The organism is Mesorhizobium sp. GW821-FHT04C10 (assembly GCF_059420305.1).
Map to the genome: position 1 here is coordinate 3,011,117 of NZ_JBWKTL010000001.1, position 22,932 is coordinate 3,034,048.

The window sequence follows — 22,932 nt, forward strand, 5'->3', positions numbered from 1 at the left end:
AATTCGTGAGGAGGACGCGATGACGCTGAATTTCGACCCGAGGGCGAAGGCCACGACGCTCTACCATGGCGAATTCCGGCCGATGTTCATCGGCGGCAAGTGGGTCGCGGCACAGTCCGGCCAGGAAATGCAGGCGCTCAACCCGGCAACGGGCGAGGTGCTGGCGACGGTGCCGCGCGGCGGCGCGGCCGACATAGATGCCGCGGTCAAGGCGGCACGCGCTGCCTTCGAAGGACCTTGGTCAAAATTCTCGCCCTACGAGCGGCAGTGCGTGCTGTTGCGCATCGCCGATCTGTTCGAGACGCATTGGGAAGAGCTCAGCGTTTCCGACACGCTCGACATGGGCCTGCCGATCACGCGCACGCTGGCCAACCGGCGCCGCGTCATCGGCATGCTGCGCTTCTATGCCGGCATGGCGACGGCGCTGCATGGTGAATCCATCGACAATTCCATTCCCGGTGAGATCGTCTCCTTCACAAGGCGCGAGCCGGTGGGCGTCGTCGGGGCGATCATTCCCTGGAACGCGCCGACCGCCGCCTCGATCTGGAAGATCGCGCCGGCGCTCGCCACCGGCTGCACCATCGTGCTGAAGCCCTCCGAGGATGCGTCGCTGACGCCGCTTTTGATCGCCAGGCTGATGCAGGAAGCCGGCGTGCCCGATGGCGTCGTCAACATCGTCACCGGCACCGGAGCCGAGGCCGGCGCGCGGCTGGCCGAACATCCAGACGTCAACAAGATCGTCTTCACCGGCTCGACGCTGACCGGCCAAGCGATCGCGCGGGCAGGGGTCACCAATCTCAAGCGCGTTTCGCTTGAGCTCGGCGGCAAGTCGCCGATCATCGTCTGCCGCGACGCCGACATCGACAAGGCCGTTCCGGTCGCCGCGATGGCGGTGTTCGTGCATTCGGGCCAGATCTGCATCGCCGGCTCGCGGCTGTTCGTGGCGCGCGAGATCCACGACGAATTCGTGCGCCGGGTGGCCGAGTTCGCCAGCAAATTGCGCATAGGCCACGGCATCGAGGCGGAGACCGAAATCGGGCCGCTCATCAATGCCAGGCAGGCCGGCAAGGTGGAAGGCTACATCAAGGCCGGCAGCGACGAGGGCGCGGAACTGGTCGCGGGCGGATCGCGGCTGACGGGCGAGCTCTACGACGGCGGCAATTTCATCGCGCCGACGGTCTTCGGCGCGGTGTCGGACAAGATGACCATCGCGCGCGAGGAGATTTTCGGGCCGGTCATCTCCGCTATGCCTTTCGACACGCTCGACGAAGCGGTCACGCGCGCCAATGCGACGCCTTACGGGCTGGCCGCCGGTATATTCACCACCCATCTCGGCACCGCGCACAAGCTGGCGCGGCGTATCAAGGCCGGCTCGGTCTGGGTCAACATGTACCACGCCATCGACCCCGCCGTGCCGTTCGGTGGCATGAAGATGTCCGGCTACGGCCGCGAGGGTGGCATCGAGCACCTGCATGAGTATCTGGAGACCAAGGCCGTCTGGATCCAGACCGACTGAGGGTATGCCGATATTCAGGTGAGGCCGGCCTGCGAATCACAAGTGCGCGAAGCCCCCGCCTTCGTCATCCTAGGGCGAAGCAAGGAGCGAAGCGACGCGCGCAGACCCTAGGATCCATTCCGTGACGTCAGTCGAAAAATGCAGCGGTCCAGGATAGAAGGCGGTCGCTTCGACAGCTAACGTCCATCCATGACCGGTTATGTCTACATGACCTCGAGCAAGAAACGCGGCACGATCTATATCGGTGTCACCAATGATCTTGGCCGGCGCATGCCCGAACACAAATCTGGGCAAGGGTCGCAGTTCACCAGCCGCTACGGCGTGCAGCGGCTGGTCTGGTATGAGGAATATTTCGATATCACCGATGCCATTCAGCGAGAGAAATCGCTGAAGCGCTGGCCAAGGCAGTGGAAGATTGACCTCATCGAGAAAGCGAATCCAAATTGGTTCGAGCTTTTTCGCGGAACCGGGTGGTGAGCCTTCTGCACCGTTGCAACGCTTTGACGTCACGGAATGGATCCTAGGGTCTGCGCGCGTCGCTTCGCTCCTTGCTTCGCCCTAGGATGACGAAGCTACAGACGGTGCGGCAATCTCCAGCGTTGATCAATGCGCCAGTTCGCGCAGGTTGGTGCGGATGAGGTTCATCAGCTGCTCCGAGAAGCTATGGTGCACGTAGCCGCGCGCGGTGATGATGCCGACGGAGCGATGGGCGTCGCGGTGGTCGATCGGCACGACGCGCATGCGCTCGTCATTGCGCGAGATGGCGATGCCGGGCACGACGCAGACGCCCAGTCCGGAGGAGGCGAGCGCCACCGCGGTCTGCGCGCTCTCGACCTCGTATTGCGGCTTGAGTTCGATGCCTTCCGCCGCCGTCAGCCGGTCGACGAGACCGCGCACCGCCGTCTTGCGGTTGAGCAGGATCAGCGGGTAGCGCAGCAGGTCGGAGAGCAGCAGCTTCTTTTCGCCGCCGTATATTTCGGTGGGAATGCAGGCCATCAGCGGATCGTCGAGGATGGATTCGAACTGGAAGTCGGTCAGGTTCGGCAGTTCGGGGCCGATGTAGAACTCGACCTCCTGCTGCTGCAACAGGGCAAGGGCCGCCTGAGGCGGGGTCTCGATGACCTCGACGACCGAGCGGGGATAGCGCAGCTTGAAGGTGGCCAATATGTCGCCCAGCCGGCTCGCGGCAAGCGTCGGGGCACAGGCGATCTGCACCTTGCCCTTGCGCCGCGCAGCGATCTCGGTCAGCCGGTCGAGGCTGGTCTGCACCTGCGACATCGCATTGGCGATCTCCTCGAACAGGACCTGGCCTTCCGGCGTCAGGCTGGCGCGCTGCGCGGTGCGGATGAAGAGCGAGATGCCGATCTGCTCCTCGAGGTCGCGGATCTGCATGGAGACCGCCGATGGCGAGCGGTTGCTCTCTTCGGCGGCACGGCGGAAGCTGCCGTTTTCGGCGGCAAGCAGGAACGTCTGCAGAAGTTTGAGGTTGATGCTGGACATGTCCGCTCGGGCAGGTGATCTGACCTCCTGACCTATTCAGACGCGGAACCGATTGCAAGGCAATAGGCCCGGCCAGGCATTGGTCCTGGCTTAGCCAGCAAAGATATTCCCCTGCAACCGGGGCTCAGTGGACCGCGGCGAACATGACGCGTTCCTCGGTCGCTTCCGACAGCATCATCTCCTCGACCACGCGGCCGCGCTTGACGACCAGGATACGGTCGGAAACGGCAAGGATTTCAGGCAGATAGGAAGAGATGACGACGACGGCCATACCCTGGTCGGCGAGATCGCTGATGAGCTGGTGGATCTCGACGATGGCGCCGACGTCGACGCCGCGCGTCGGCTCGTCGAAGATCACCAGTTTCGGCTTCTGGATCAGCGACTTGGCGATCACGACCTTTTGCTGATTGCCGCCGGAGAGTTCGATCATCCGGGCGCGGTCGCTGGTCTGCCGCAGGCTGAGGCGCTCGCCCCATTCGCGGGCAAGCTGCCTGGCGCGCGCCAGCGAGACCATCGAGACCGGGTTGGCGCCCTCGGTGAGTTCGCCCACCTGCAGGTTCTCGCCGGCCGTCATGGTCTCGAAGAAGCCGTCGAGCTTGCGATCCTCGGTGACATAGACGATGCCGTCGCGCACCGCCGGCCTCGGCACGCGGTAGCGCACCAATTTGCCGAGCAGGCGGATTTCGCCGCCATGGAAGATGTTCCGCTTCAACAGGCCGGCAACGACCTTGGCCATTTCGGTGCGGCCGGCGCCGACGAGGCCGAACATGCCGGTGACCTGACCCGAAAAGACCGAGAAGGACGAGTTGCGCACCAGGCCGGCACAGGACAGGTTCTCCACCGACAGCACCTTGTCGCCATAGGGCCGCGCCGCGCGCTTGACCTCGCCGTGCAGCGTTTCGGTCAGGGTGCGGCCGACCATCGCCTGCACGATGGTGGCGCGGGTGAAGCCCTTGGCGTCTCCGGAAGCGACGATCTCGCCGTCGCGCATGACGGTGATGCGGTCGGCGACATCAAGCGCCTCTTCCAGCGCGTGGCTGATGAAGATGATGGCGATGCCTTCCTTGACCAGGCGCTGCAGCAGGTTGAAGAAGTGGCTCTTTTCCTCGGGCGTCAGCGTCGCGGTCGGTTCGTCGAAGATGATGACGCGGGCCTTGTGGTGGACGGCGCGCGCGATCTCCACCATCTGCTTGTGCGCCGCGCCCAGCGTGCTGACCTGCGCGGTCGGGTCGACCTGGAAGCCCATGCCGGCGAGGAACTGGCGCGCCTGGATGTAGAGGCCGCGCAGCCGGTTGAACATCTTCTCTTCGCCGAGATAGAGGTTCTGCGCCACCGTCATGGCCGGCACCAGATTGGTCTCCTGGAACACCATGGCAATGCCGGCGCGCAGCGCTTCGGCGGGCGTGGCGAAGGACACGTCCTTGCCGTCGAAGGTCATCTTGCCCTCGGTCAGCTTGAACACGCCCGCCATCACCTTGGTCAGCGTCGACTTGCCGGCGCCGTTTTCGCCGAGCAGCGCGTGGATCTCGCCCTTGCGCAGGTCGAAATTGACGTTCTTGAAGGCAGGAATGCGCGAGAAGGCCTTGGTGGCGTCCCTGAGCTCGATGATGTTATCCGACATCGCTTAACCCCGCTTGCCGCCGGCGGCGCCGGCCACGCGCACCACCCTCGAGCCGCCGCGCGAGGCGACCAGCAGGTCGTCGCCCGCCTCGCAGGCGCTCACGGTGCCGTGCACCGTGCCGTCGGCGCGCGAATGGAAACTCGACAGCGGCTTCATGTTCTGGTCGCAGTGCACCACCAGCCCGTAGGATCGGGTGACGGCGTAGGGCTTCAGCACATTCATCTGCTTGAGCTGGCTGCCCTGCATCGGTTCGCGGTAGTCGCGCCATGAACTCAGCGACGGCGCCATCCAATAGGCTTCGGGGACCTCCGCCAGCATGCGCTTGCGGTAAGCCTCCTCGCGCAGGATGAACTCCACCAGCTGGTTGCGGACGGAATAGAAGGTCAGCCAGTAGCCGGCATTGAAGGCGGGGGCGATGCGTGCGGGATAGGCCGGAAGGTGTTCCAGAACCGGCATTGTCGCCCTGGTGGCGAGGTCGATGGCCAGCACGCGATGGCGCCAGGCTTCGGTGACGTAGACGCGGTTCGAGCCGGTGGTGGCGATGCCGGCCGGCCAGGCGAGGCCGTCACGGATCAGCTCCAGCCGGCCGCTCTTGAGATCGAGACGCCAGAGCGAACCGGAAGCGTTCTTCTGCATCAGGTCGCGGCGCCAGCCGGTCGCGGGTACCGATGCCGAGCCATTGGCGATCAGCAGGCTGTTGCTGTCGAGGAAGGTGAGGGCGGTGATGCAGGAGAGCCGCCGCGCTTCGTCGCCTGTTGCTTCGCGCCCGTCATGCAGGCCGCCTCGAATGACGACACCCTTGCCGTCGATCGCCAGCGCGGTCATGCCGCGGGCATGGGCAAGTGCCGTGATCTCACCGGGGAATTCCTGCAGCACCTCCGCATGGCCGTCGGTGCCAAAACGCACCAGTGAGGCGGCACTGCTTGCCAGCACGCCCTTGTCGGTGCGCACGAGATTGTCGGCCTCGGCGAGGCTGGCGAAGGTCTCGGCTTCCTCGAGGCCCTGGTTGGGCAGCAAGGGGCCGTCAAGCGTCGGCACCGTCACCGCCCAGTCGCCACGGCCGAGAAAACGGTCGAAAAGCTGGCTCACGGCGCTCATGCCTTCTTGCCCCAGTAGGAATCCGAGCTGAACCAGTTGGGATCGACGCCCTTGAGCGGCAGCGTGCCCATGCGGTTGTTGAAGATGCCGCAGAGATAAAGCACGCCCTTGTGTTCGCGCATCGAGGTGATCATCGGATGCTTCTCGCCGACGCGGTCCCAAAGGCTTTCGAGGATCTGGCCCTTTTCGTCGAAGCGCAGCACGCAGCCGGTGTTGAGGTTGGGCATAAGCCAGGCATCTTCCGAGACGCGCCGCGCCATGCGGCGACGAAAGCCCGGCATTTCCAGCGACAGGTCGAGCGCCGGCGTGCGCATGCCCATCAAGGCCAGCCAGTAGGTGCCGTCCGAGGCGCGGTTGATGTTGTCGGGATAGCCGGGCAGGCCCTCGATGACCCGTTCGACCTTGCCCTTCTTCGGGCCGTCGAAATAGTAGCGGCTGATGCGGCAGGCCCAGCTTTCGGCGAACAGCACGGACTGGCCGTCGAAGGCCGTGCAGATGCCGTTCGGGAAGACCAGGTTCGACAGCAGCGTGCGGGTCGAGCCGGATTTCGGATCGTGGACGATGATGCGCCCATTGCCGCGGCTTTCCAGAGCATCCGCGTACCAGTCGTGCATCTCGAAGCGCACGGTGGCTTCGGAGAAGACGATGCGGCCATCGGGAAGGATGTCGCAATCGTCGGCGAGCTTCATGGTCGAGTCGTCGACGACCGATGTCAGCGAGCGGTTGGTCTCGGCCGTCAGCAGCTTCACATCGCCATTCGGGGCGACCCGGTAAAGGCCCATGCCGGCGACGCAGATGACCAGATTGTCGTCGCGGTCGAAGGCCATGCCGAGCGGCGAGCCGCCAATATGGGCGAACACTTCACTCTCGGTGTAATGCGGCGGCTTGAAGCGCAGGATGTCGCCCTGGCGGGTGCCGGTGTAGAGCCGGTCCTGGCGGTCGAAGATGACATCCTCCGCGCCGTCGAGGACGCCAAGGCCGATGACGCCGACATCCTTCAGCCGGTCGTTGACCGCTATCGGCGTGCCCGGCGCGGTCGAGATCGGCTCGCGCATCTTGGCGAAGGTCGGCGAGATGTAGACGCTGCGCAGGATCTTGTGGCGGTTCTTCACCCAGCGTACGTCGAGCAGGACCGAGAAAAGCAGCACGAGACCGAGGATCAGGTAGTTGACCGGGCCGGACACGGCCAGAGCGAGCAGGCTGTTCGACAGGACGAGCACGAAGATCGTTCCCATCAGCGCCTTGGCCACCGAGCCGCGCCCGCCGCCAAGCGAGATGCCGCCGAGCACCGTCGCGGTCAGCACCTGCAGTTCGAGCCCGGTGCCGATATCGGAAGCGGCACTGCCGATGCGGGCCGAGAAGAAGAAGCCGGAAAGCGCGACCAGCACCGAGCACAGCACGTAGGCGCTGAACAGGGTGAAGCGCACATTGATGCCGGCATTGTAGGCCGAACGGCGCGCGCCGCCGACCGCGAACAGCCGCCAGCCATAGCGGGCGCGCGAAAGCACCAGATGGATCACCAGTGCGATGACCACGAAGACGACGAAGGAGGTCGGTACGCCCCAGATCGTGCCGAAGCCGAGAAAATCATAGATCGGGGAATCCGGCCCGCTGGTGACGATCGGCGTCGAAACCTGCGGGAAGATGACGTCGAAGGTCGAGCGGTAGATGATGAGCGTCACCAGCGTTGTCAGAAAGGCCCGCATGCGCAGGAAGCCGACCAGGAAGCCGTTGATGGCGCCGCAGACGACGCCCAGCCCGAGGCAGGCCAGCAGGCCGGTGCCGAAGCTCCATTGCCCGACATTCATGCCGTAGAGCGTCACCAGGACGGCCAGGGCGAAGGTCGAACCGACCGACAGGTCGATGCCGCCCGAGACCATGACGATGGTCATGCCGAGCACGACCAGGCCGAGCTCAGCGGTCTGGCCGCTGAGATTGGTCAGCGTCGCGACGCTCCAGAAGCCCGGCACGATCGAGCCGAAGATCGCGCACAGAATGACCAGCGCCGTGAAGGGGATGACGCTGTCGATCCACTTCTTGGTCAGGATCTCCCCGACCACGTGGTCGGGGAGCAGGCGGTAGCGCCAGCGCACAAGGCTTTCGGCCATGCTCATCAGGACAGTCCGTTACTTGAGCTCGTCCAGCTTCCAGCAGTTCCTGCCGGTGGCATTGGTCTTGTCGACGCGGGTGATCGGGCCGAAGAAGATGGTCTTCTCGCTGCCCGCCTGCCGCTCGGGATGCTGCAGCAATTCCGAAATCTGCTGCGCGGCGATCTCCGCCTGGATGGGCGAGTTGAAGTTGAAGATCACATCGAGCAGGCCGTTCTTGATGCTCTCGCAGCCAGTGGCGCTGCCCGCGCCATTGGTGACGATGGTCACCTGGTCCTGCTTGCCGGCGGCCGCGACGGCGGCACCGGCGCCGACTTCGGCGTTGTCCCAGATGCCCATGATGCCGCACAGGTCCGGATGCTGCTGGAGGACCGTCTCGGTGATCTGGCGGGCCTTTTCGCTCATGTAGTCGGCCGGCTGGTCGGAGACGAGCTGCAGTTCGGGATTGGCCTTCAGCACCTCATCGATGCCGGTGCGCATGTAGATGTTGGCCGCACCCGTCTGGACGCCGGCAAGCCAGACCACCTTGTGCGAGACGGCATTCGGCCCGGTGCAGTGCTTGGCCAGTTCGCCCATTTCGAGACGGCCCATCTCGATCCAGTCATTGCCGACATAGGAGTCGGTCTGGGTGGCCGACTGCATGTTGACCTGCAGCACCTTGATGCCGGCGGCCTGCGCCTGCTTCAGCAAGCGGGCATAGGTCTGCACGTCGGGGTTCTGCACGATGATCAGGTCCGGCTTCTCGGCGATGGCGCCCTGCATGGCACGGATGCCGGCATTGGTGTCGCCGTTGGGATCGCGCACTTCGATGCTGAAACCGTAGCGGGCGGCATGGCGCTGCCATACCACCACCCAGGACTGGTTGAGGTCCATGCCTTGCGAGATCGGCACGAAGATCACCTTCTTGCCCTTGAGCGATTCCAGATAGGGCGCGCGCCCGACCTGGTCGGTTTCCTGCGCGGTGGTGACGTTCGCGGCGCTGAGCAGCGTGAGCGCCGTCAGGCCCGCGAACAGGCAGTTCTTGAACAACTTCATGGTTTCCTCCCTGATTGATGTTTCGGCTTGATGTTTTTCAGATATCGCCGCTCTGCGAGGTCTGCTCGTCGCGCGGATTGATGATGGCGTCGATCGCCAGCGCACCCAGCAGGATCACGCTCTTGATCAGGTTCTGGCTGGTGTAGCTGAAGTTGAGGATCGTCATGCCGTTGGTCAGGATGCCGACCAGGATGGTGCCGACGATGACGTTGCGCACACCGCCCTGGCCGCCGGAGAGGCCAATGCCGCCCAGCACCACGACCAAAAGCACGTCGTAGATCAGGCTGGAATTGTAGAGGCGCGTGTCGATGCCGGTGACCAGGCCCAGCATGATGATGCCGGCGGTAAAGGCGATAAGCGCGCTCAGCACATATTGCGTCACGATGATCGGGCGCGTCGGCAGGCCGGTGGTGCGGGCCGCGTTCGGATTGTCGCCCGTGGCATAGACCAGCCGTCCGAAGCGGGTCTTGCGCAGGAAGAAGCCCATCAGCGCCGCCACCGCCGCGAAGATGATCACGACCATCGGGATGCCGAGGATGGTGCCGCTGCCGATGAATTTCAGCCAGGCGATGTTTGATGGCGCATAGAGCACGTCGGAGGCAAAGACGATGCGGCCCGAACCGTAGACCGAGGAGGCGATGGCAAGCGTGGCGAAGATCGGCGGGATTTCGGCAATCGCCACCATGATGCCGGTGAACAGGCCGATGGCCGCTGCAAGAAGGGCGCCGCAGACCACGGCCAGCGTGAAGTCCACGCCCCAGGTGGAAATCCAGATCGAGAAGGCGACGCCGACCACCATCACCGCCACCATGGTGAGGTCAATGCCGCGGCCGACGACGATGAAGCCCATGCCGACCGCCAGCGTGCCGAGGATCGAGACGTTCTTGAGGATGGCAATGATGTTGCCCTGGGTCAGGAAATTGTTGAGCGTCGCGGAGAAGGCGAGGAAGAGGATGACCGAGATCGCGACGACGACGAGCTCCTGGGACATCTTGATGCCCATGCGCGCGCCGTCGGATTTGCCCGAACCAGCCAATTTCATTCCTCCCTCGCTGCCAGCGTCAAGTGGCAGCTTGCCCGAGCGGCATTGCCGCTCCGGCGTTTCCTCCACAGCCCTGAGCCGGCTGCCTCCCTGAAGACCATTGCGGCTCGGGGCGGAAGGGGCAATTTCGATTTTCTGATACGCTGTGCAGTTCGCTCCGGCGGACGGCAAATCGCGGGACAGGTAAACCGCTGCCTGGGAACCTTTGTTCGGCTGGTGATTTTGCCTATATAGGAATGCGAATGGCCAGAAGGGTGTTGCCGATGACGACGAAACGCTTTGCGATCTGCGCTCTTGCCCTGGCGATGGCCTGTGGCGTGTCCGCGCCGGCACTTGCCGGAGCCAAGCACCACCACCACCGGCATCACCACACTCAGAGCCAATACTACGGCCAGGCCGGGTCCGAACGCTACGTTCCCGCCGATGACGATCTCATCGGCTTCCTGTTCGGTGGCCCGCGCTATTACGACCAGCAGCTGTTCACGACCGCCGCCGGCGCCTGCTCCTACGACCGGGTGAGCCCGGACGCGAACGCGACGAACAAGATCAACGATCATCACTGCGGGAAATGAAGGCCGGAGAGATTCAGGCTGCTTCCCATCCCGCAAAGCGATCGGGGCGCAGCCATTCCTGGCCTGGATTGCAATCAGCGCGGCACGATGTTGCCGGCCAGTGCCGGTTCCCTGCGGTTTGTCGTGGCGCCTACGAGGCTCGCATCAGTTTGCCGTAACGCTTGATCAGCCGGTCGCGCTTCAGGCGCGTCAGCCTTTGCGTCCAGAAGACCCCGTCCAGTTGATCGATCTCATGCTGGTGGCAAACCGCCAGCAGGCCATCGGCGTCCTCGAACCGCTCGTTGCCATCCAGATCCTGATAGCGGACCCTGATGCGGGCGTGGCGCTCGATATCCTCCGTGACACCGGGCATCGAGACACTGCCTTCCGCATGACGGATCATTTCGGTCGAGGCCTGGATGATCGATGGATTTACGTAGATCCCCGGCTTTGCGGCGGAGGGAAGCTGGATCACGACCAGGCGCCTCAGAATGCCGATATGCGGGCCGGTGATGCCGATGCCCGGCGCCGCGTGCAAGGTGTCAACAAGGTCGCGGGCCAATCCGTGCAGGTCGCCGTCGAACAGCTCTACAGGTTCCGCCACGGCGCGGAGGAGGGGATTGGGGAACCTTATGATCGGCCGAACGGCCATGGACCACCTTCTCAAATCGCCAATCATTGCCTTTCAGCGGGACCGCAGGCGATCGACGGCCCCATGAGACAGGACGCGGGGGCATGAGACAGGACGCGGCCGGTCACCCCCTGTGTATGGCGCCCTTTGGTATTGCTCAAGGCGACGGTGTGTAACCCCGCTGTTTTGTCATTGAAGCACGCGCCGCTCGCATATACTTCAGGGCCATGAAAAAAATCGGTTTCCTGTCGTTCGGGCATTGGACGCCCTCGTCGCAATCGCAGGTGCGCTCGGCTTCCGACGCGCTGCTGCAGTCCATCGATCTCGCCGTCGCCGCCGAACAGCTCGGCGCGGACGGCGCCTATTTCCGCGTGCATCACTTTGCCCGCCAGCTGGCCTCGCCATTCCCGCTGCTGGCGGCTGTCGGCGCCAAGACCAGCCGCATCGAGATCGGCACCGCCGTCATCGACATGCGTTACGAGAACCCGCTCTACATGGCCGAGGATGCGGGTGCCGCCGACATCATCGCCGGCGGTCGGCTGCAGCTTGGCATCAGCCGTGGTTCGCCCGAGCAGGTGATCGATGGCTGGCGTTATTTCGGCTACCAGCCGCAGGAAGGACAGAGCGACGCCGACATGGCGCGGCATCACGCCGAGGTCTTCCTCGACACGCTGCGCGGCGAAGGCTTCGCCCAGCCCAATCCACGGCCGATGTTCCCCAACCCGCCTGGCCTGCTTCGGCTCGAGCCGCATTCGGAGGGCCTGCGCGAGCGCATCTGGTGGGGCGCCGCCACCAACGCCACCTCGGAATGGGCGGCCAAGCTCGGCATGAACCTGCAGAGCTCGACGCTCAAATTCGACGAGACCGGCAAGCCCTTCCACATCCAGCAGGCCGAGCAGATCCGCGTCTATCGCGAGGCCTGGAAGGCGGCCGGCCACAGCCACGAGCCGCGCGTCTCGGTCAGTCGCAGCATCTTCGCGCTGGTCGATGATCGCGACCGCGCCTATTTCGGGCGTGGCAATGAAAGCCGCGACCAGATCGGCTTCATCGAGGAGAATACGAGAGCGATCTTCGGCCGCAGCTATGCCGCCGAGCCTGACGTGCTGATCAAGGAATTGGCGCAGGACGAGGCGATCGCCGAGGCCGACACGCTGCTGCTCACCGTGCCCAACCAGCTCGGCGTCGACTACAACGCCCATGTCATCGAGGCGATCCTGACCCATGTCGCGCCGGCACTGGGCTGGCGCTGACGGCCACGCCGTGTAACCATCTCCCGAGGCGCGGCGCGCGGTTCGGGAGGTTCACGGCATGGCGAAGAAGGCCCTGATTGCCTGGGGCGGCTGGGAAGGCCATACGCCCGAGCGCAGCGCCGAGATTGTCCGCAAACTGCTTGAGCGCAACGGATTCGATGTCACGCTGGGCGAGGGCACGGCGATGTTCGCCGATCCGGAATTGCCTTCCTTCGATCTCATCGTGCCCGTCATCACCATGTCGACGATCGAGAAGGCCGAGCTTCAGAACCTGACGCAGGCCGTTCGCGGCGGAAGCGGGCTCGGCGGCTTCCACGGCACGATGGGCGACAGTTTTCGCAACGAGCCCGACTACCAGTTCATGACCGGCGGCCAGTGGGTCGCGCATCCCGGCAACATCATCGACTATCAGGTGGTCATCACCCGGCCGGACGATCCGATCACCAGCGGCATCGGCGACTTCGCCTACCGGTCGGAGCAGTATTACATGCATGTCGACCCGAGCAACGAGGTGCTCGCGACGACGATTTTCGGCGATGCGCATTTCCCGGGCATTGGCGGGGTTGCCATGCCGGTGGTGTGGAAGCGCAGGTATGGCGCGGGGAAGGTCTTCTACAGTTCGCTTGGGCACACGGCGGATGAGTTCGCGGTGCCGGAGATGGCGCTGATCGTGGAACGCGGTTTGGTGTGGGCTGCGCGGGGGTAACAGTAGCCGTTGGCGCTCTACGGCCCCCCCTTTGTCCTGCCGGACATCTCCCCCACCAGAGGGGAGATCGGCCGTCACCGCGGCCTTCGCGAATTTTCAAAGTTGCAGGAAAGAGCGAGGCGTCAAAGCTGCTAATCTCCCCCCTCGTGGGGGAGATGTCCGGCAGGACAGAGGGGGGCGTGACGGAACTCGACGGTGGGTGTTGGCTTTACCGCTGCTCACCCAATCCCACCCGTGACCACAAAGGCCCCGGCGGTGCGTCCATCTTCTAACCGCGCCACCGCCGTCACGATCGAGCCATACGAAGCGCGCCAGACGCTGTGGGACCTCTGATGCTCGGCGGCGAGAACGAAGGCGCTCCCGTTGAAGCGCGTGCCGCTCCGTTGCATGGCGACGGGCTCTCCGTTGACGTGCACCTTGATGCCGGCGTTCTTCGCCTCGACGGGCAGATCGAGCGTGATGACGATTTCGTCCTGATCGCCCAAGGCGCGCGTCTCGGCGGCAAGTGCGATTGCGAGCGGTGGCGCCTTGCCGCTGCCGGCTTGAGTGGATCGGCCCGAAAACACATCATCGGCCAGCTCAGGCGTGCGTGGCGGGCTCGTCCGGCGCTGGGTCGATTGTTCGAAATCGCCGGCCATGCGCAGCAGCCTTTCGTCGTCATAGGCCTTGCCGGCGAAGGTGAGGCCGACGGGCATGCCGATATCGGCCATTGTGCCCATCGGCACGGTGACGGTCGGGATGCCGAAATGGCGCCAGACCAGATTGCCGTTGGCGACCCAGGTGCCGTTGCGCCAGGCGAGGTCGGCCGACGCCTCGTTGATGTCGGCGTCGGCCGGTCCGACATCGGCGGCGGCCGGCAGCACGACGGCGTCGATGCCGTGTGTGTCCAGCCAGTCCTCGAAATCGACGCGCCTTGTTGTTTCCAGCCCCTTCAGCCCATCTGCAATCGTCGGGATGTCCTCGAAGGGCGTGACGCCGGATTTCGCGCGCTTGACATATTCAGCGACATCGAAGCCGCCTTCATAGCGGTCGGGCAGCGTGCCGGGCGGCTGCGGAAAGATCCTGGGGCCGTCGACCGAGGCGAGATCGGGAAGCGCCGGGTCGGCATTGGCGCGCAGGAAATCGTCCCAGCCCCAGATGCAGAGATCCCAGATCTCGCGTTTGGCGAAATCCGGCGGCACCAGCCCGCGCTCGGCCATGGTGCGCGCGCCGGGGCGGTCGCGTTCGTAATTGGAGACGACGGGAAAATCGACCTCCACCACCTCGGCGCCCAGTCTTTGGAGGTCGGCCGCTGCCCGTTCCCACAGCGCAAGCACCGAGGCGCGGGTTTCGATCGGCCGGTCGGCTCCGCTGTCGCGGCCGATATACATGCGGGGCACGCCGAGCCGTTTGCCCTTCAGTGAACCCGCGAGCGTCAATTCGGTGTAGCGTGGCGGCCGCGCCTCGGAGCTCCTGGGCAGCACGACCCAGGGCTGCGCGCGCCAGAAGTCGCCTCGCGTCTCAGGATCGTCGGCGACGATCACGTCGAGCAGTTCGAGCATGTCGGGCACGCTGCGCGTGTGCGGCACCACGACATCCATGGTCGGCACCAGTGGCCAGTTGCCGCGCACGGAAATCACGCCGCGCGAGGGCGTATAGGCGACCAGCGCGTTGTTGGTGGCCGGCGCCCGCCCGGACGACCAGGTTTCCTCGCCGAGCCCGAAGGCGCAGAAACTGGCCGATGTCGCCGTGCCGGAGCCATTGGACGAGCCCGAGGCGAAGGCGGCGGTCAGGTAATCGGCATTGTAGGGGCTTTCGGCGCGGCCATAGACGCCGCGCTGCATGCCGCCGTTGGCCATTGGCGGCATGTTGGTGAGACCGACCAGCACCGCGCCGCCGGCGCGCAGCCGGGCGATGGTGAAGGCGTCCTCATTGGCGACGAGATGCTCGAAGGCCGGCGAGCCGGCGGCGACCGTCAGGCCTTTGACCTTGTAGCTGTCCTTGGCGGTGTAAGGGATGCCGTCGAGCGGCCCGAGCAAGGCGCCGTCGCGCCGCCGCCGGTCGGAAGCGGCGGCCTCCTCGAACATATAAGGATTGAGCACCGGAACGGCGTTGAGGCTGATGCCGTGACGGTCGAAATGCGCGATGCGCCTGAGATACAACCCGACCAGTTCGACGCTGGTGACGAGGCCCTCGTCGAGCGCACGTCGCAATTGTTCGATGGTGGCTTCGACGATGTGCAGGCTGGCATCGGTCATCTTCTGGTCCCCGGCTCGTTTCCAAGCCATGGATGAGCGAGGCCGCCGGCTTCGGCAAGGGCCAACACGCAGTCTTTGTCGGAACGTGTTGCTCCCGCGGTCGCCAGCCAGGCGATTCTTGCGCGTCCCGCCGCATGACATGGCCCCATGTCGGCGATGCCGCTGGCATATACGTTCCATTGTGATAAAAAAAGCATCACCTGTTGCAACTTCAGGCGAGCGGTTGCGTTGACGGCTCCCGGGGACACGAGGTTTGCATTGGACCGTTTTGAGATCCTGAACGAGCCGACAGGCACGTATTCGATTTTCGACAGATTCACGGAGTTGCCGGCGACGGCGGGAGGCAAGACATTTATCGGGCTCTACCGGCACGAAGTGCCGCTGGCCCTGCTCGCCGTCATGGAGGCTTTCAGGCCTGGAGCCGGGTCACTGCTACCGTCACTCGCGGTGCTGGGCGGCTGGCGTCAACAAAATGACTTGAAAGATCATCAATCGGACGGCTTGCAAGCGTAAGTTGAATCTCGCAGAAGTTGCGCCAAGAGCATATGATTGAAGAAAACACCGCCGCTATCCCAGCATGAGAGGGGAATCATGTCTGACCAGAATGCCCTTATCCGCGCGGCCATTGGACGGCTGCTTTCGGAGAAAACCGGAGCCGCGGTCATTTCCATGAAAGAGAGTGTCGCCGAGCTGCTGGCCATGACGGGCGCGGTGCAGACCGTCGAAACCCTGCAGGACCTGCTGCTGGAAATGGCCGAGGTGCGCGGCATGACGGTCATGCTCGACGTCTAGGGCAAGCCACCGTTTCACGTTTTTCCTGGAGCAGCTTCAGCGCAATTCGAACCCAGCCGGTACCCGTTGCGCCGCGTGGCCAAGGCGTTCCGGTTGCCGCGCCGGTGCCAGCGTGCCGTCGCCGTAGATCATGCGGCCGGCGCGGAAGGTCGCACGGACGCGTGGCACAGGATGGCGGTCGGCCACCACGAGATCGGCCAGGAGGCCGGGCTCGATGGCGCCGCGATCGGTGAGCCCCAGGGCCCCGGCAGGATTGGCGCTTGTCAGCGCCGCCGCCGTCACCAGCCCTTCGCCACGCAGCTCCGCCAGGCCGAGTACGGCCGGCAGGATCGAGGCCGGGTGGTAGTCGCTGGCCAGTATGTCGAGCAGCCCGGCTTCGTAGGCCTGCCGCGCGGAGAGATTGCCGGAGTAGGATTCCCCGCGCAACGCGTTGGGTGCGCCCATGGCCGTGTACATGCCGAGCCTGCGGGCTTCGCGCGCTGCTTCGAGCGTCACCGGGAATTCGCTGAGCGCGGCGCCCAGGCCGTGGACGAGCTCCACCTTCTCCAACGTGTCGTCGTCATGCGAGGCCAGCACGACGCCATGGGCCCGCGCGCGGGCCGACAGGTCCTGCAGCGCGTTCAGCACGTCGCCCTGGCCCTGGCGGCCGGCCATGCGCTTGCCGACGACCTCGGAAGCCGCGGCAACGGACATGCCGCGCTCGTTGGCGACGCGGGCGATGTAGAGTTCGACGTCGCGGTATTGCCCTTGTCCGGGTGTGTGGTCCATCAGCGAGATCAGGTGCAGCCGGCTCGCATCCATCAGCTTCTGCAGCATGGCGATCGCGGGGGTGAAGGTCACCTCGAAGCGGGCATGGATGCGGTGGTCGACCAGCAGGTCGTCCTTCAGTTCGGCGATGGTCTCGATAATCGCCGACGTATGATCTTCCGAGCGCAGCACGCCGCTGGTGACACTGGCGCCGATGAAGGAGAGCGCGGCATAGGCCGTGGTGACGCCACATGAGGCAAGCTTCTTGTCGAGCTCGGCGATGCCGATCCGCATCGGCACGTGGACGCCGGTGCGCGGCTCGACCTCTTTCTCCACCATGTCGCCATGCATGTCGATGAAGCCCGGCAGCAGCAGGCGCCCGCCGCCCTCAATGTCGGCATGCTCGACCGGCGCGTCGCGGATCTCGGCAATCCGGCCGTCTTCGATCCTGACGGCGCCGTTCGGGACGACACGGTCGCGCAGGACGATCTCGAATTCACTCAGCCACATCTGATGTCTCTTGCAAGGAAGCTGTTTCAAGGTGGGTTTCGCGGTCGGCAAGGCCGGCGACATCATCGGGGTGATGCGTCTCGAGGACCTTGCCGAGCCCGGATCGATAGCACGAGGGACGATCAATCAGGCGAAAATTGTATGGTCATGGCAGGGCCTGTAGCTTGGCGTGAACGGGTTGCGGGGCGCGCTGACCCGAGTGGACTGGTCGGTACCTTATGTTGCACGAATCAGCCCGTCGCGCGTGACCATAAGACTGTTCGCTATCGTCTTTGTGACACCGGGGATCGTGTGAAACGAGCGGCATGTGCCGCGGCGCGCGCGCTGCGGCCCTTGCCGCCAAATCGCTCGTCGCCGCCACGTTTCTTCCGGCAGTGCTGACTCTTTTCCGAAAGCTCGAACGTCTTAGCTACAGTGAAGCAATGGAGCAGGGTCAAATGAGCCTCAAGGACAAGAAAATCGTGGTCACCGGTGGCAGCCGGGGACTTGGCCTCGGGCTGGTCGAAGCGCTGGTCGAGCGGGGCGCAGAGGTGACCGTCGTCGCGCGCGGCGCCGAAGCGCTGGAGGCGGTCGGTGCGCGGCTTGGCGTTGCAACGATCCGCGCCGACGTTACGGACGAGGACGCCGCCTATCGCATCCTCGGCGAGGTTCGCCCTGACATAGTGGTGCTGAACGCTGGTGCCGCGCCCCGGATGGGCCGGCTGGATCAGCTGAAGTGGGAGGATTTCTCCGTCGCCTGGGAAACCGACGTCAGGGCCGGCCTCTACTGGCTGCAGGCGGCGCTGAACCTGCCGCTCAAGCCGGGCAGCCGGGTGCTGGTTGGATCGAGTGGTGCCGCCGTTACCGGATCGCAGATGTCGGGCGGCTATGGCGGCTCCAAGCGCATGCTGTGGTTCATGGCCAAATATGCCAATGGCGTGGCGCAGGAGAAGAAGCTCGGCATCCGCTTCCAGGCGATCGTGCCGCGGCAGATGATCCTCGGCACGGGAATCGGGGATGCGGCAGCCGGCGCCTATGCCGGCTCCATGGGCATCACGCCAGAACAATTCGTCAGCCGTTTCGGCGCGCCGATGCCGCCCCGGGCGTTCGGCGACAGGGTGGTTTCCGTGCTGGAAGACCCGCAATATGCCGAGGGCGTCGTCTTCGGCCTCAACGGCGACGCGGGCGTAACGGTCATGGAGGGCACAGCGGCTTGAGCGAGCGGGAACCTGCCGTGGATCGCGACCGACAGGAAGGGCTGCTTGCCCTTGCGACCGCTCTGCGGCCGGAACTGCACCGCTATTGCGCGCGCCTGATGGGGTCGGTCATCGACGGCGAGGACGTGGTGCAGGACACGTTCGCGCGAGCCTTCGTCGCCCTGGACGAACTGTGCGACGTGCCGCAGCTCAGGCCCTGGCTGTTCCGGATCGCCCACAACCGCGCGCTGGACCTGCTGCGCAGTCGCGCGATCCGCGCCTCGGAGCCCATCGAGGCAGCGCTTGAAATTGCCGATGACAGCAAGGTCGATCCGGTGGAGATGCTGATGCACAGGGAGGCGGTAGAGACCGCCGTGTCGCGCTTCGCGGAGCTTCCGCTGCTTCAGCGCAGCGTCGTCATCCTCAAGGATGTGCTCGACGAGCCGCTGGCCGAAATTGCCGCCTTGCTCGGCATTTCGGTCGATGCGGTGAAGGCGCATCTGGCGCGCGGCCGCGCCCGGCTTCGGCAGATCAATGCCCAGGCCGAGCCGCTTCCCGACGCGCGCATCGCGTCGGCCGCCGTGGTGCGCTATGTGACACTGTTTAACCGGCGCGACTGGGACGGCTTGCGCGCGCTGCTTGCCGACGATGTGAGGCTTCAGCAGTCGATGCACCCGCCACGCTCGGGTGCCGCCGATGTCGGTATGTTCTTCACCATCTATGCAAAGAGCGATGGCCTGTGGCTCAAGCCGGCATGGGTCGAGGGCCGTGAGGTGATCGCCGTGTTCGAGCACCGGACCGCGCCGAAGCCAATCCACTTCATGTGGCTGGAATGGCGGGAAGGGCGGATCAGCTTCATCCGCGACTATCGCTATGTCGGCTATGTCACCGACGATGCCGAACTGGTGCTGCCAGGCGACGCCGGATCCTTCGGCCGCGGCACCGGATACTGATGAGCGGCGACCTGGCGCCGATCTCGCTTGGCGACGTTGGGCTACCGGCAGCGATGCGCGAGCATCACCGCCGGGCTGATGGCAAGGTTTAGCGGAGGTTGTTACCCGCGCTTTTCAATCACGGCGTACAGCACGTTGCGGTTCTCGCCGAAGTATACCTGCGCCTCGACGGTGTTGCGGTCGACGCTGGCATTGACGATGTTCCACATGTCGACTTCCGAGCGCAGCAGCAGCACCCAGTCCATGAACGTTTCCCGATAGCCGGCGTCGGGGGTGCCCTCGGCGTAGTTGGCGAACAGGAATGTGCCGTTCGGCTTCAGCATCTGCAGGCAGGTCTTGGTCAGCTTCACGGCGACGTTGTGCTGGAGGTAGTCGTAGAGGCCGGAGGCGTAGATGAGATCGAACTTGCCGAGCTTGTGGCCCCTGGTCAGCACCGTCCGCACCGAGCCGTCGATGGCCTCGACCGCGGTGCCGTGGAAGTCGCGCGCGATCAGCCCGACGCTCTGCGGATCCTGGTCGAGCGCGACCCAACGCTTGAGCCGGCCCTCGGCGAGCGCGACGGAGCGATTGGCTTCGCGCAAATGGCCGGCGGCGATCGCCAGCACCTCGGTTTCTGGTCCGTTCCTGGCTGCGGCCTCGTCGACATAGCGGGTCAGCAGATCGCGCCGTTCCCGCGCCGCGACGCATGACGGAACGTTCTGGGTATGGCTGTAAAGCGCCTTGCCGACCTCCGAGGCGTTGGCCACGCTCTCGGCCACGTGCGGGTCGCAATAGATGTAGTCGAGCAGTTCCGCGTCGCCGGAATACCCCCTGGGCTTGGTGAAGGACCAGTGCGTCAGCGGATCCTGGAGGAAGTAGTTCAGGATCGGGTGGTTCTGCGCCACCGGTATCAGGGCTTGCCAGACGTCGGGATGAACCTTGGCACGCAGCGCATTGAGCAGCGACAGCAGGCGGCGCACGATCTCGGCCGGAAATTTCTGCTGCTCGACCTGTTGCTGTGTCGCGTGGAGGATGAGCGCCAGTTCGGCGCGGGCGGTTTCGAACGCTTCGCCATGATGTTCAAGCGTGCCTTTACGCAGACTGCCGGCGATGATCTCTGCGGTAATCAGGCTTTGCCCATCGAACACGGTTTGCACACCAGGACTCCTTGGTTAACAGTCAGTTAACTTATTACTTAGAATGCTCCATTTGCCAACGGAGGGTCGGGAGCATTTTATTGTTATGATTAATTTCCCGCTAACCATCTCAATTTATTAGCGATCTTGCAGATAAGAATCCGGGTTCGAGTTAACGCAAACTTGTCTGGCGCCACTGCATTTTACCGCGTGGCAATCGTGTCGCGTCCCAAGGAGTCGTCCTGCGTGGGGGCAGAAGCTGGAAAAGAGTTCGGATCGCAAAGCCCCCTTCGAGAGGGGTTTGTGAACGAGCGCGCGTCATCCAGATTGGCCGATACGGTGGATGTGGAGCCGTATGATCCGCGCCACGAACTGGGGGCCGACGAACTCCGCATCCTTTACCGCAGGGAAGCCCAGGCGAAGCGAAGGGCGGAGGCCAGGCCGGGCCTGTGGATCGCCGTCGTCATCTATGTGTTGTTTTCGGTATCGGATCTGCTGCTGATACCTGACGTGGCGGCCTATACGATCACCGCGCGCTTCGCGGTTGGCCTGACCGCACTGCTGGTCCTGGAAGCACAGCTTCGCCGGGGTGCCGCGACGGAATGGCTTGACGTGACTTGCGCCGCGGCCATCATCTTTGGCTATATCGGGTGGTTGTTGCCCGCATCCATGGGCGCAAACAAGGAAAGTGTCGCCTATTACATGGTATTCGGCACGATCTTCATGATGAGTGCCAATCTATTTTTTACGTTCAGGTTCAAGGTGTCGATCATAACGTCGACAATCATATTGTGTATCTTGTATGTGGTAAATTACTTTGTTCCGGCGTCGCTGACGTACAAGATGGTATTTGGTACTTTTTACGTTTCGTGCTTCACGTTCACCTCCTATGTGAACTGGAAGCTGAACGAGGAGCGCTACAACGTCTTCCTGAACGCTCTCGAGGCCAAGATCCAGCACAAGGAGGCCACCGAACGCGGCAAGGCCCTGCTGAGGCTGTCGCGGACGGATCCGCTGACGGGCCTGGAGAACCGGCGCGCCATCGACGAGAAGCTGCGCGATTACTGGAGCGACTGGCAAAAGCTTGGCAGCAAGTTCGCGGCCATCCTCATCGACGTCGACTTCTTCAAGAAATTCAACGACTGCTACGGCCACCAGGAAGGCGACCGCTGCCTGATCCATGTCGCCAATGCGCTGAGCGATCTGATCAAGAACTACAATGGCTCGATCGGGCGCTATGGCGGCGAGGAATTCATTGTGCTCGCCCGCATGGACAAGAAGAGCCAGGTGGCGGAGCTGGCGGAAGCCATCTGCCGCACGGTGGAGAACCTGGCGCTTACCCACGAGCTCAGGCGGGACGGGATCTCGATCGTCACGGCGAGCGTGGGTGCCGCCTTCACCAGGACGCAGGCCGGCGCCAAGCTGGAGAAGATCATCCACGAGGCCGATCGCGCGCTCTATCTGGCAAAGGCCAGCGGCCGCAATTGTGCCCGGCTGTTCGACCCGACCGATCCGCAAAGCAGCGACGAGAGCGAAAACCTCGCGGCCTTGCTGAAGATCGCGATCGGCCAGAGCCTCGTTTCGCTCGTCTATCAACCTATCCAGGATGTCGTATCGGGCCGGGTCGAAGCCGTGGAGGCGCTGATGCGTCTCAAGATGCTGGACGGCACATTGGTTCCGCCGAGCCTGTTCATTCCGGTGGCGGAGCGAACCGGCGCGATCCTGGAACTGGGGCGCTGGGCGATAAGGACGGTCTGCTCCGAGCTCCTGGCGGACGATCACATCCGTCTCGTCAGCGTCAACGTCTCTCCGATCCAGCTCAAGACGCCTGGCTTCGCGGCGTCCGTCGCGACCATTCTGGGCGAGACCGGCGTGACCGGCAACAGGCTGGCCTTCGAAATCACCGAAGGGCTCGAGATGGAGATGCACTCGGACATCCTGCGCTGCATCAGCGACCTGAAGCTGCTGGGCATCAAGATCTGGCTCGATGATTTCGGGACAGGATTCGCCGGCCTTTCATGGCTGCGTCTGATCGATTTCGATACGGTGAAGATCGACCGCTCGTTTCTTCACGATTGCGGCACCCCGAAGGGCATGGCCATGCTCCAGGACATCATTGCCCTGGTCCGCAATCGCGGCCACCAGATCCTGGTCGAAGGGGTGGAAACCGACGAACAGATCGCCCTCATGCGCGAGTTCGGCATCGACAAGATCCAGGGCTTTCGCGTCGGCCGACCCGTTCCCGCCGCGAATTTCCAGGCAAAGAGGGCCATTCACAAACGCCCGTTCCTCAGGTCCGCCTGACAGGCGCGGGCGAACGCGGTTTGCGAGGCCGCGACCGGCTT

20 protein-coding genes are annotated in these 22,932 nt (G+C 64.2%); 10 read left to right on the forward strand and 10 right to left on the reverse strand.

What is annotated here, in order from left to right; translation table 11 throughout:
* The first annotated feature begins 19 nt into the window (after window positions 1-19).
* Both AC07UC_RS14510 and AC07UC_RS14515 read left to right on the forward strand, forming a co-directional pair.
* Window positions 20-1,516 (forward strand): aldehyde dehydrogenase family protein, encoded by a 1,497-nt coding sequence (locus AC07UC_RS14510; protein ID WP_494906474.1) that lies wholly within the window; start codon window positions 20-22, stop codon window positions 1,514-1,516.
* 189 nt (window positions 1,517-1,705) lie between these two features.
* Window positions 1,706-1,993: a GIY-YIG nuclease family protein gene (locus tag AC07UC_RS14515; protein WP_494906476.1), complete on the forward strand. Its 288-nt coding sequence runs from the start codon at window positions 1,706-1,708 to the stop codon at window positions 1,991-1,993.
* Between the two features lie 126 nt (window positions 1,994-2,119).
* Here the strand turns inward: AC07UC_RS14515 and AC07UC_RS14520 are convergent, their stop codons facing one another.
* The 6 genes from AC07UC_RS14520 to AC07UC_RS14545 all read right to left on the reverse strand — a co-directional run bounded on the left by AC07UC_RS14520 (window position 2,120) and on the right by AC07UC_RS14545 (window position 9,920).
* On the reverse strand, window positions 2,120-3,016 hold the full coding sequence (locus AC07UC_RS14520) for a LysR family transcriptional regulator (RefSeq protein ID WP_140774246.1): 897 nt from the start codon (window positions 3,014-3,016) through the stop codon (window positions 2,120-2,122).
* 124 nt (window positions 3,017-3,140) lie between these two features.
* The gene (locus tag AC07UC_RS14525; RefSeq protein ID WP_494906478.1) at window positions 3,141-4,637 is read right to left on the reverse strand and encodes a sugar ABC transporter ATP-binding protein; all 1,497 of its coding nucleotides are present in this window, start codon (window positions 4,635-4,637) and stop codon (window positions 3,141-3,143) included.
* A 3-nt stretch (window positions 4,638-4,640) separates the two neighbouring features.
* Window positions 4,641-5,735: an NHL repeat-containing protein gene (locus tag AC07UC_RS14530; protein WP_494906480.1), complete on the reverse strand. Its 1,095-nt coding sequence runs from the start codon at window positions 5,733-5,735 to the stop codon at window positions 4,641-4,643.
* The gene (locus AC07UC_RS14535; protein WP_494906482.1) at window positions 5,732-7,849 is read right to left on the reverse strand and encodes an ABC transporter permease; all 2,118 of its coding nucleotides are present in this window, start codon (window positions 7,847-7,849) and stop codon (window positions 5,732-5,734) included. The genes AC07UC_RS14530 and AC07UC_RS14535 overlap by 4 nt, the downstream gene beginning before the upstream one ends.
* A 12-nt stretch (window positions 7,850-7,861) precedes the next feature.
* Window positions 7,862-8,878 (reverse strand): sugar ABC transporter substrate-binding protein, encoded by a 1,017-nt coding sequence (locus tag AC07UC_RS14540; RefSeq protein WP_056570822.1) that lies wholly within the window; start codon window positions 8,876-8,878, stop codon window positions 7,862-7,864.
* 37 nt (window positions 8,879-8,915) lie between these two features.
* Window positions 8,916-9,920 carry an ABC transporter permease gene (locus tag AC07UC_RS14545; protein ID WP_181180002.1) on the reverse strand — a complete coding sequence of 335 codons (1,005 nt, stop codon included), beginning with the start codon at window positions 9,918-9,920 and terminating at the stop codon, window positions 8,916-8,918.
* A gap of 263 nt (window positions 9,921-10,183) precedes the next feature.
* Here AC07UC_RS14545 and AC07UC_RS14550 point away from each other — a divergent pair, with 263 nt between their 5' ends.
* The gene (locus tag AC07UC_RS14550) at window positions 10,184-10,492 is read left to right on the forward strand and encodes a hypothetical protein (RefSeq protein WP_140774242.1); all 309 of its coding nucleotides are present in this window, start codon (window positions 10,184-10,186) and stop codon (window positions 10,490-10,492) included.
* Between the two features lie 130 nt (window positions 10,493-10,622).
* On the opposite strand, the gene AC07UC_RS14555 is transcribed toward AC07UC_RS14550, so the two are convergent.
* Window positions 10,623-11,123: a peptide deformylase gene (locus AC07UC_RS14555; protein ID WP_494906485.1), complete on the reverse strand. Its 501-nt coding sequence runs from the start codon at window positions 11,121-11,123 to the stop codon at window positions 10,623-10,625.
* Window positions 11,124-11,329: 206 nt separating this feature from the next.
* Here AC07UC_RS14555 and AC07UC_RS14560 point away from each other — a divergent pair, with 206 nt between their 5' ends.
* A complete protein-coding gene (locus AC07UC_RS14560) occupies window positions 11,330-12,352 on the forward strand; it encodes an LLM class flavin-dependent oxidoreductase (protein WP_494906487.1) in 1,023 nt (340 codons plus the stop codon).
* 58 nt (window positions 12,353-12,410) lie between these two features.
* Window positions 12,411-13,058 (forward strand): ThuA domain-containing protein, encoded by a 648-nt coding sequence (locus AC07UC_RS14565; protein ID WP_494906489.1) that lies wholly within the window; start codon window positions 12,411-12,413, stop codon window positions 13,056-13,058.
* 218 nt (window positions 13,059-13,276) lie between these two features.
* Here AC07UC_RS14565 and AC07UC_RS14570 read toward each other — a convergent pair whose 3' ends face one another.
* The gene (locus tag AC07UC_RS14570) at window positions 13,277-15,295 is read right to left on the reverse strand and encodes an amidase (RefSeq protein WP_494906491.1); all 2,019 of its coding nucleotides are present in this window, start codon (window positions 15,293-15,295) and stop codon (window positions 13,277-13,279) included.
* Between the two features lie 258 nt (window positions 15,296-15,553).
* Between AC07UC_RS14570 and AC07UC_RS14575 the strand changes: the two genes are divergently transcribed.
* Both AC07UC_RS14575 and AC07UC_RS14580 read left to right on the forward strand, forming a co-directional pair.
* Window positions 15,554-15,808: a hypothetical protein gene (locus tag AC07UC_RS14575; protein WP_140774236.1), complete on the forward strand. Its 255-nt coding sequence runs from the start codon at window positions 15,554-15,556 to the stop codon at window positions 15,806-15,808.
* 78 nt (window positions 15,809-15,886) lie between these two features.
* The gene (locus tag AC07UC_RS14580; RefSeq protein WP_202326507.1) at window positions 15,887-16,087 is read left to right on the forward strand and encodes a hypothetical protein; all 201 of its coding nucleotides are present in this window, start codon (window positions 15,887-15,889) and stop codon (window positions 16,085-16,087) included.
* Window positions 16,088-16,123: 36 nt separating this feature from the next.
* Here the strand turns inward: AC07UC_RS14580 and AC07UC_RS14585 are convergent, their stop codons facing one another.
* On the reverse strand, window positions 16,124-17,344 hold the full coding sequence (locus AC07UC_RS14585; RefSeq protein WP_494906494.1) for an alpha-D-ribose 1-methylphosphonate 5-triphosphate diphosphatase: 1,221 nt from the start codon (window positions 17,342-17,344) through the stop codon (window positions 16,124-16,126).
* Window positions 17,345-17,781: 437 nt separating this feature from the next.
* Between AC07UC_RS14585 and AC07UC_RS14590 the strand changes: the two genes are divergently transcribed.
* On the forward strand, window positions 17,782-18,540 hold the full coding sequence (locus tag AC07UC_RS14590) for an SDR family NAD(P)-dependent oxidoreductase (RefSeq protein WP_494906496.1): 759 nt from the start codon (window positions 17,782-17,784) through the stop codon (window positions 18,538-18,540).
* A complete protein-coding gene (locus tag AC07UC_RS14595; protein WP_202326510.1) occupies window positions 18,537-19,472 on the forward strand; it encodes a sigma-70 family RNA polymerase sigma factor in 936 nt (311 codons plus the stop codon). The genes AC07UC_RS14590 and AC07UC_RS14595 overlap by 4 nt, the downstream gene beginning before the upstream one ends.
* Window positions 19,473-19,573: 101 nt before the next feature.
* Here AC07UC_RS14595 and AC07UC_RS14600 read toward each other — a convergent pair whose 3' ends face one another.
* Complete coding sequence (locus AC07UC_RS14600) at window positions 19,574-20,608, reverse strand: class I SAM-dependent methyltransferase (protein WP_202326511.1); 1,035 nt, start codon at window positions 20,606-20,608, stop codon at window positions 19,574-19,576.
* 282 nt (window positions 20,609-20,890) lie between these two features.
* On the opposite strand from AC07UC_RS14600, the gene AC07UC_RS14605 reads away from it, so the two are divergent.
* Window positions 20,891-22,891, forward strand: a complete 2,001-nt coding sequence (locus AC07UC_RS14605; RefSeq protein ID WP_140774230.1) for a putative bifunctional diguanylate cyclase/phosphodiesterase — start codon at window positions 20,891-20,893, stop codon at window positions 22,889-22,891.
* Window positions 22,892-22,932 lie beyond the last annotated feature (41 nt).

Excerpts from the sequence above, each read along its gene's own strand:
- AC07UC_RS14510 (WP_494906474.1), top strand. The coding sequence starts at position 20 with ATGACGCTGAATTTCGACCCGAGGGCGAAGGCCACGACGCTCTACCAT.
- AC07UC_RS14515 (WP_494906476.1), top strand. The coding sequence starts at position 1,706 with ATGACCGGTTATGTCTACATGACCTCGAGCAAGAAACGCGGCACGATC.
- AC07UC_RS14520 (WP_140774246.1), bottom strand. The coding sequence starts at position 3,016 with ATGTCCAGCATCAACCTCAAACTTCTGCAGACGTTCCTGCTTGCCGCC.
- AC07UC_RS14525 (WP_494906478.1), bottom strand. The coding sequence starts at position 4,637 with ATGTCGGATAACATCATCGAGCTCAGGGACGCCACCAAGGCCTTCTCG.
- AC07UC_RS14530 (WP_494906480.1), bottom strand. The coding sequence starts at position 5,735 with ATGAGCGCCGTGAGCCAGCTTTTCGACCGTTTTCTCGGCCGTGGCGAC.
- AC07UC_RS14535 (WP_494906482.1), bottom strand. The coding sequence starts at position 7,849 with ATGAGCATGGCCGAAAGCCTTGTGCGCTGGCGCTACCGCCTGCTCCCC.
- AC07UC_RS14540 (WP_056570822.1), bottom strand. The coding sequence starts at position 8,878 with ATGAAGTTGTTCAAGAACTGCCTGTTCGCGGGCCTGACGGCGCTCACG.
- AC07UC_RS14545 (WP_181180002.1), bottom strand. The coding sequence starts at position 9,920 with ATGAAATTGGCTGGTTCGGGCAAATCCGACGGCGCGCGCATGGGCATC.
- AC07UC_RS14550 (WP_140774242.1), top strand. The coding sequence starts at position 10,184 with ATGACGACGAAACGCTTTGCGATCTGCGCTCTTGCCCTGGCGATGGCC.
- AC07UC_RS14555 (WP_494906485.1), bottom strand. The coding sequence starts at position 11,123 with ATGGCCGTTCGGCCGATCATAAGGTTCCCCAATCCCCTCCTCCGCGCC.
- AC07UC_RS14560 (WP_494906487.1), top strand. The coding sequence starts at position 11,330 with ATGAAAAAAATCGGTTTCCTGTCGTTCGGGCATTGGACGCCCTCGTCG.
- AC07UC_RS14565 (WP_494906489.1), top strand. The coding sequence starts at position 12,411 with ATGGCGAAGAAGGCCCTGATTGCCTGGGGCGGCTGGGAAGGCCATACG.
- AC07UC_RS14570 (WP_494906491.1), bottom strand. The coding sequence starts at position 15,295 with ATGACCGATGCCAGCCTGCACATCGTCGAAGCCACCATCGAACAATTG.
- AC07UC_RS14580 (WP_202326507.1), top strand. The coding sequence starts at position 15,887 with ATGTCTGACCAGAATGCCCTTATCCGCGCGGCCATTGGACGGCTGCTT.
- AC07UC_RS14585 (WP_494906494.1), bottom strand. The coding sequence starts at position 17,344 with ATGTGGCTGAGTGAATTCGAGATCGTCCTGCGCGACCGTGTCGTCCCG.
- AC07UC_RS14590 (WP_494906496.1), top strand. The coding sequence starts at position 17,782 with ATGAGCCTCAAGGACAAGAAAATCGTGGTCACCGGTGGCAGCCGGGGA.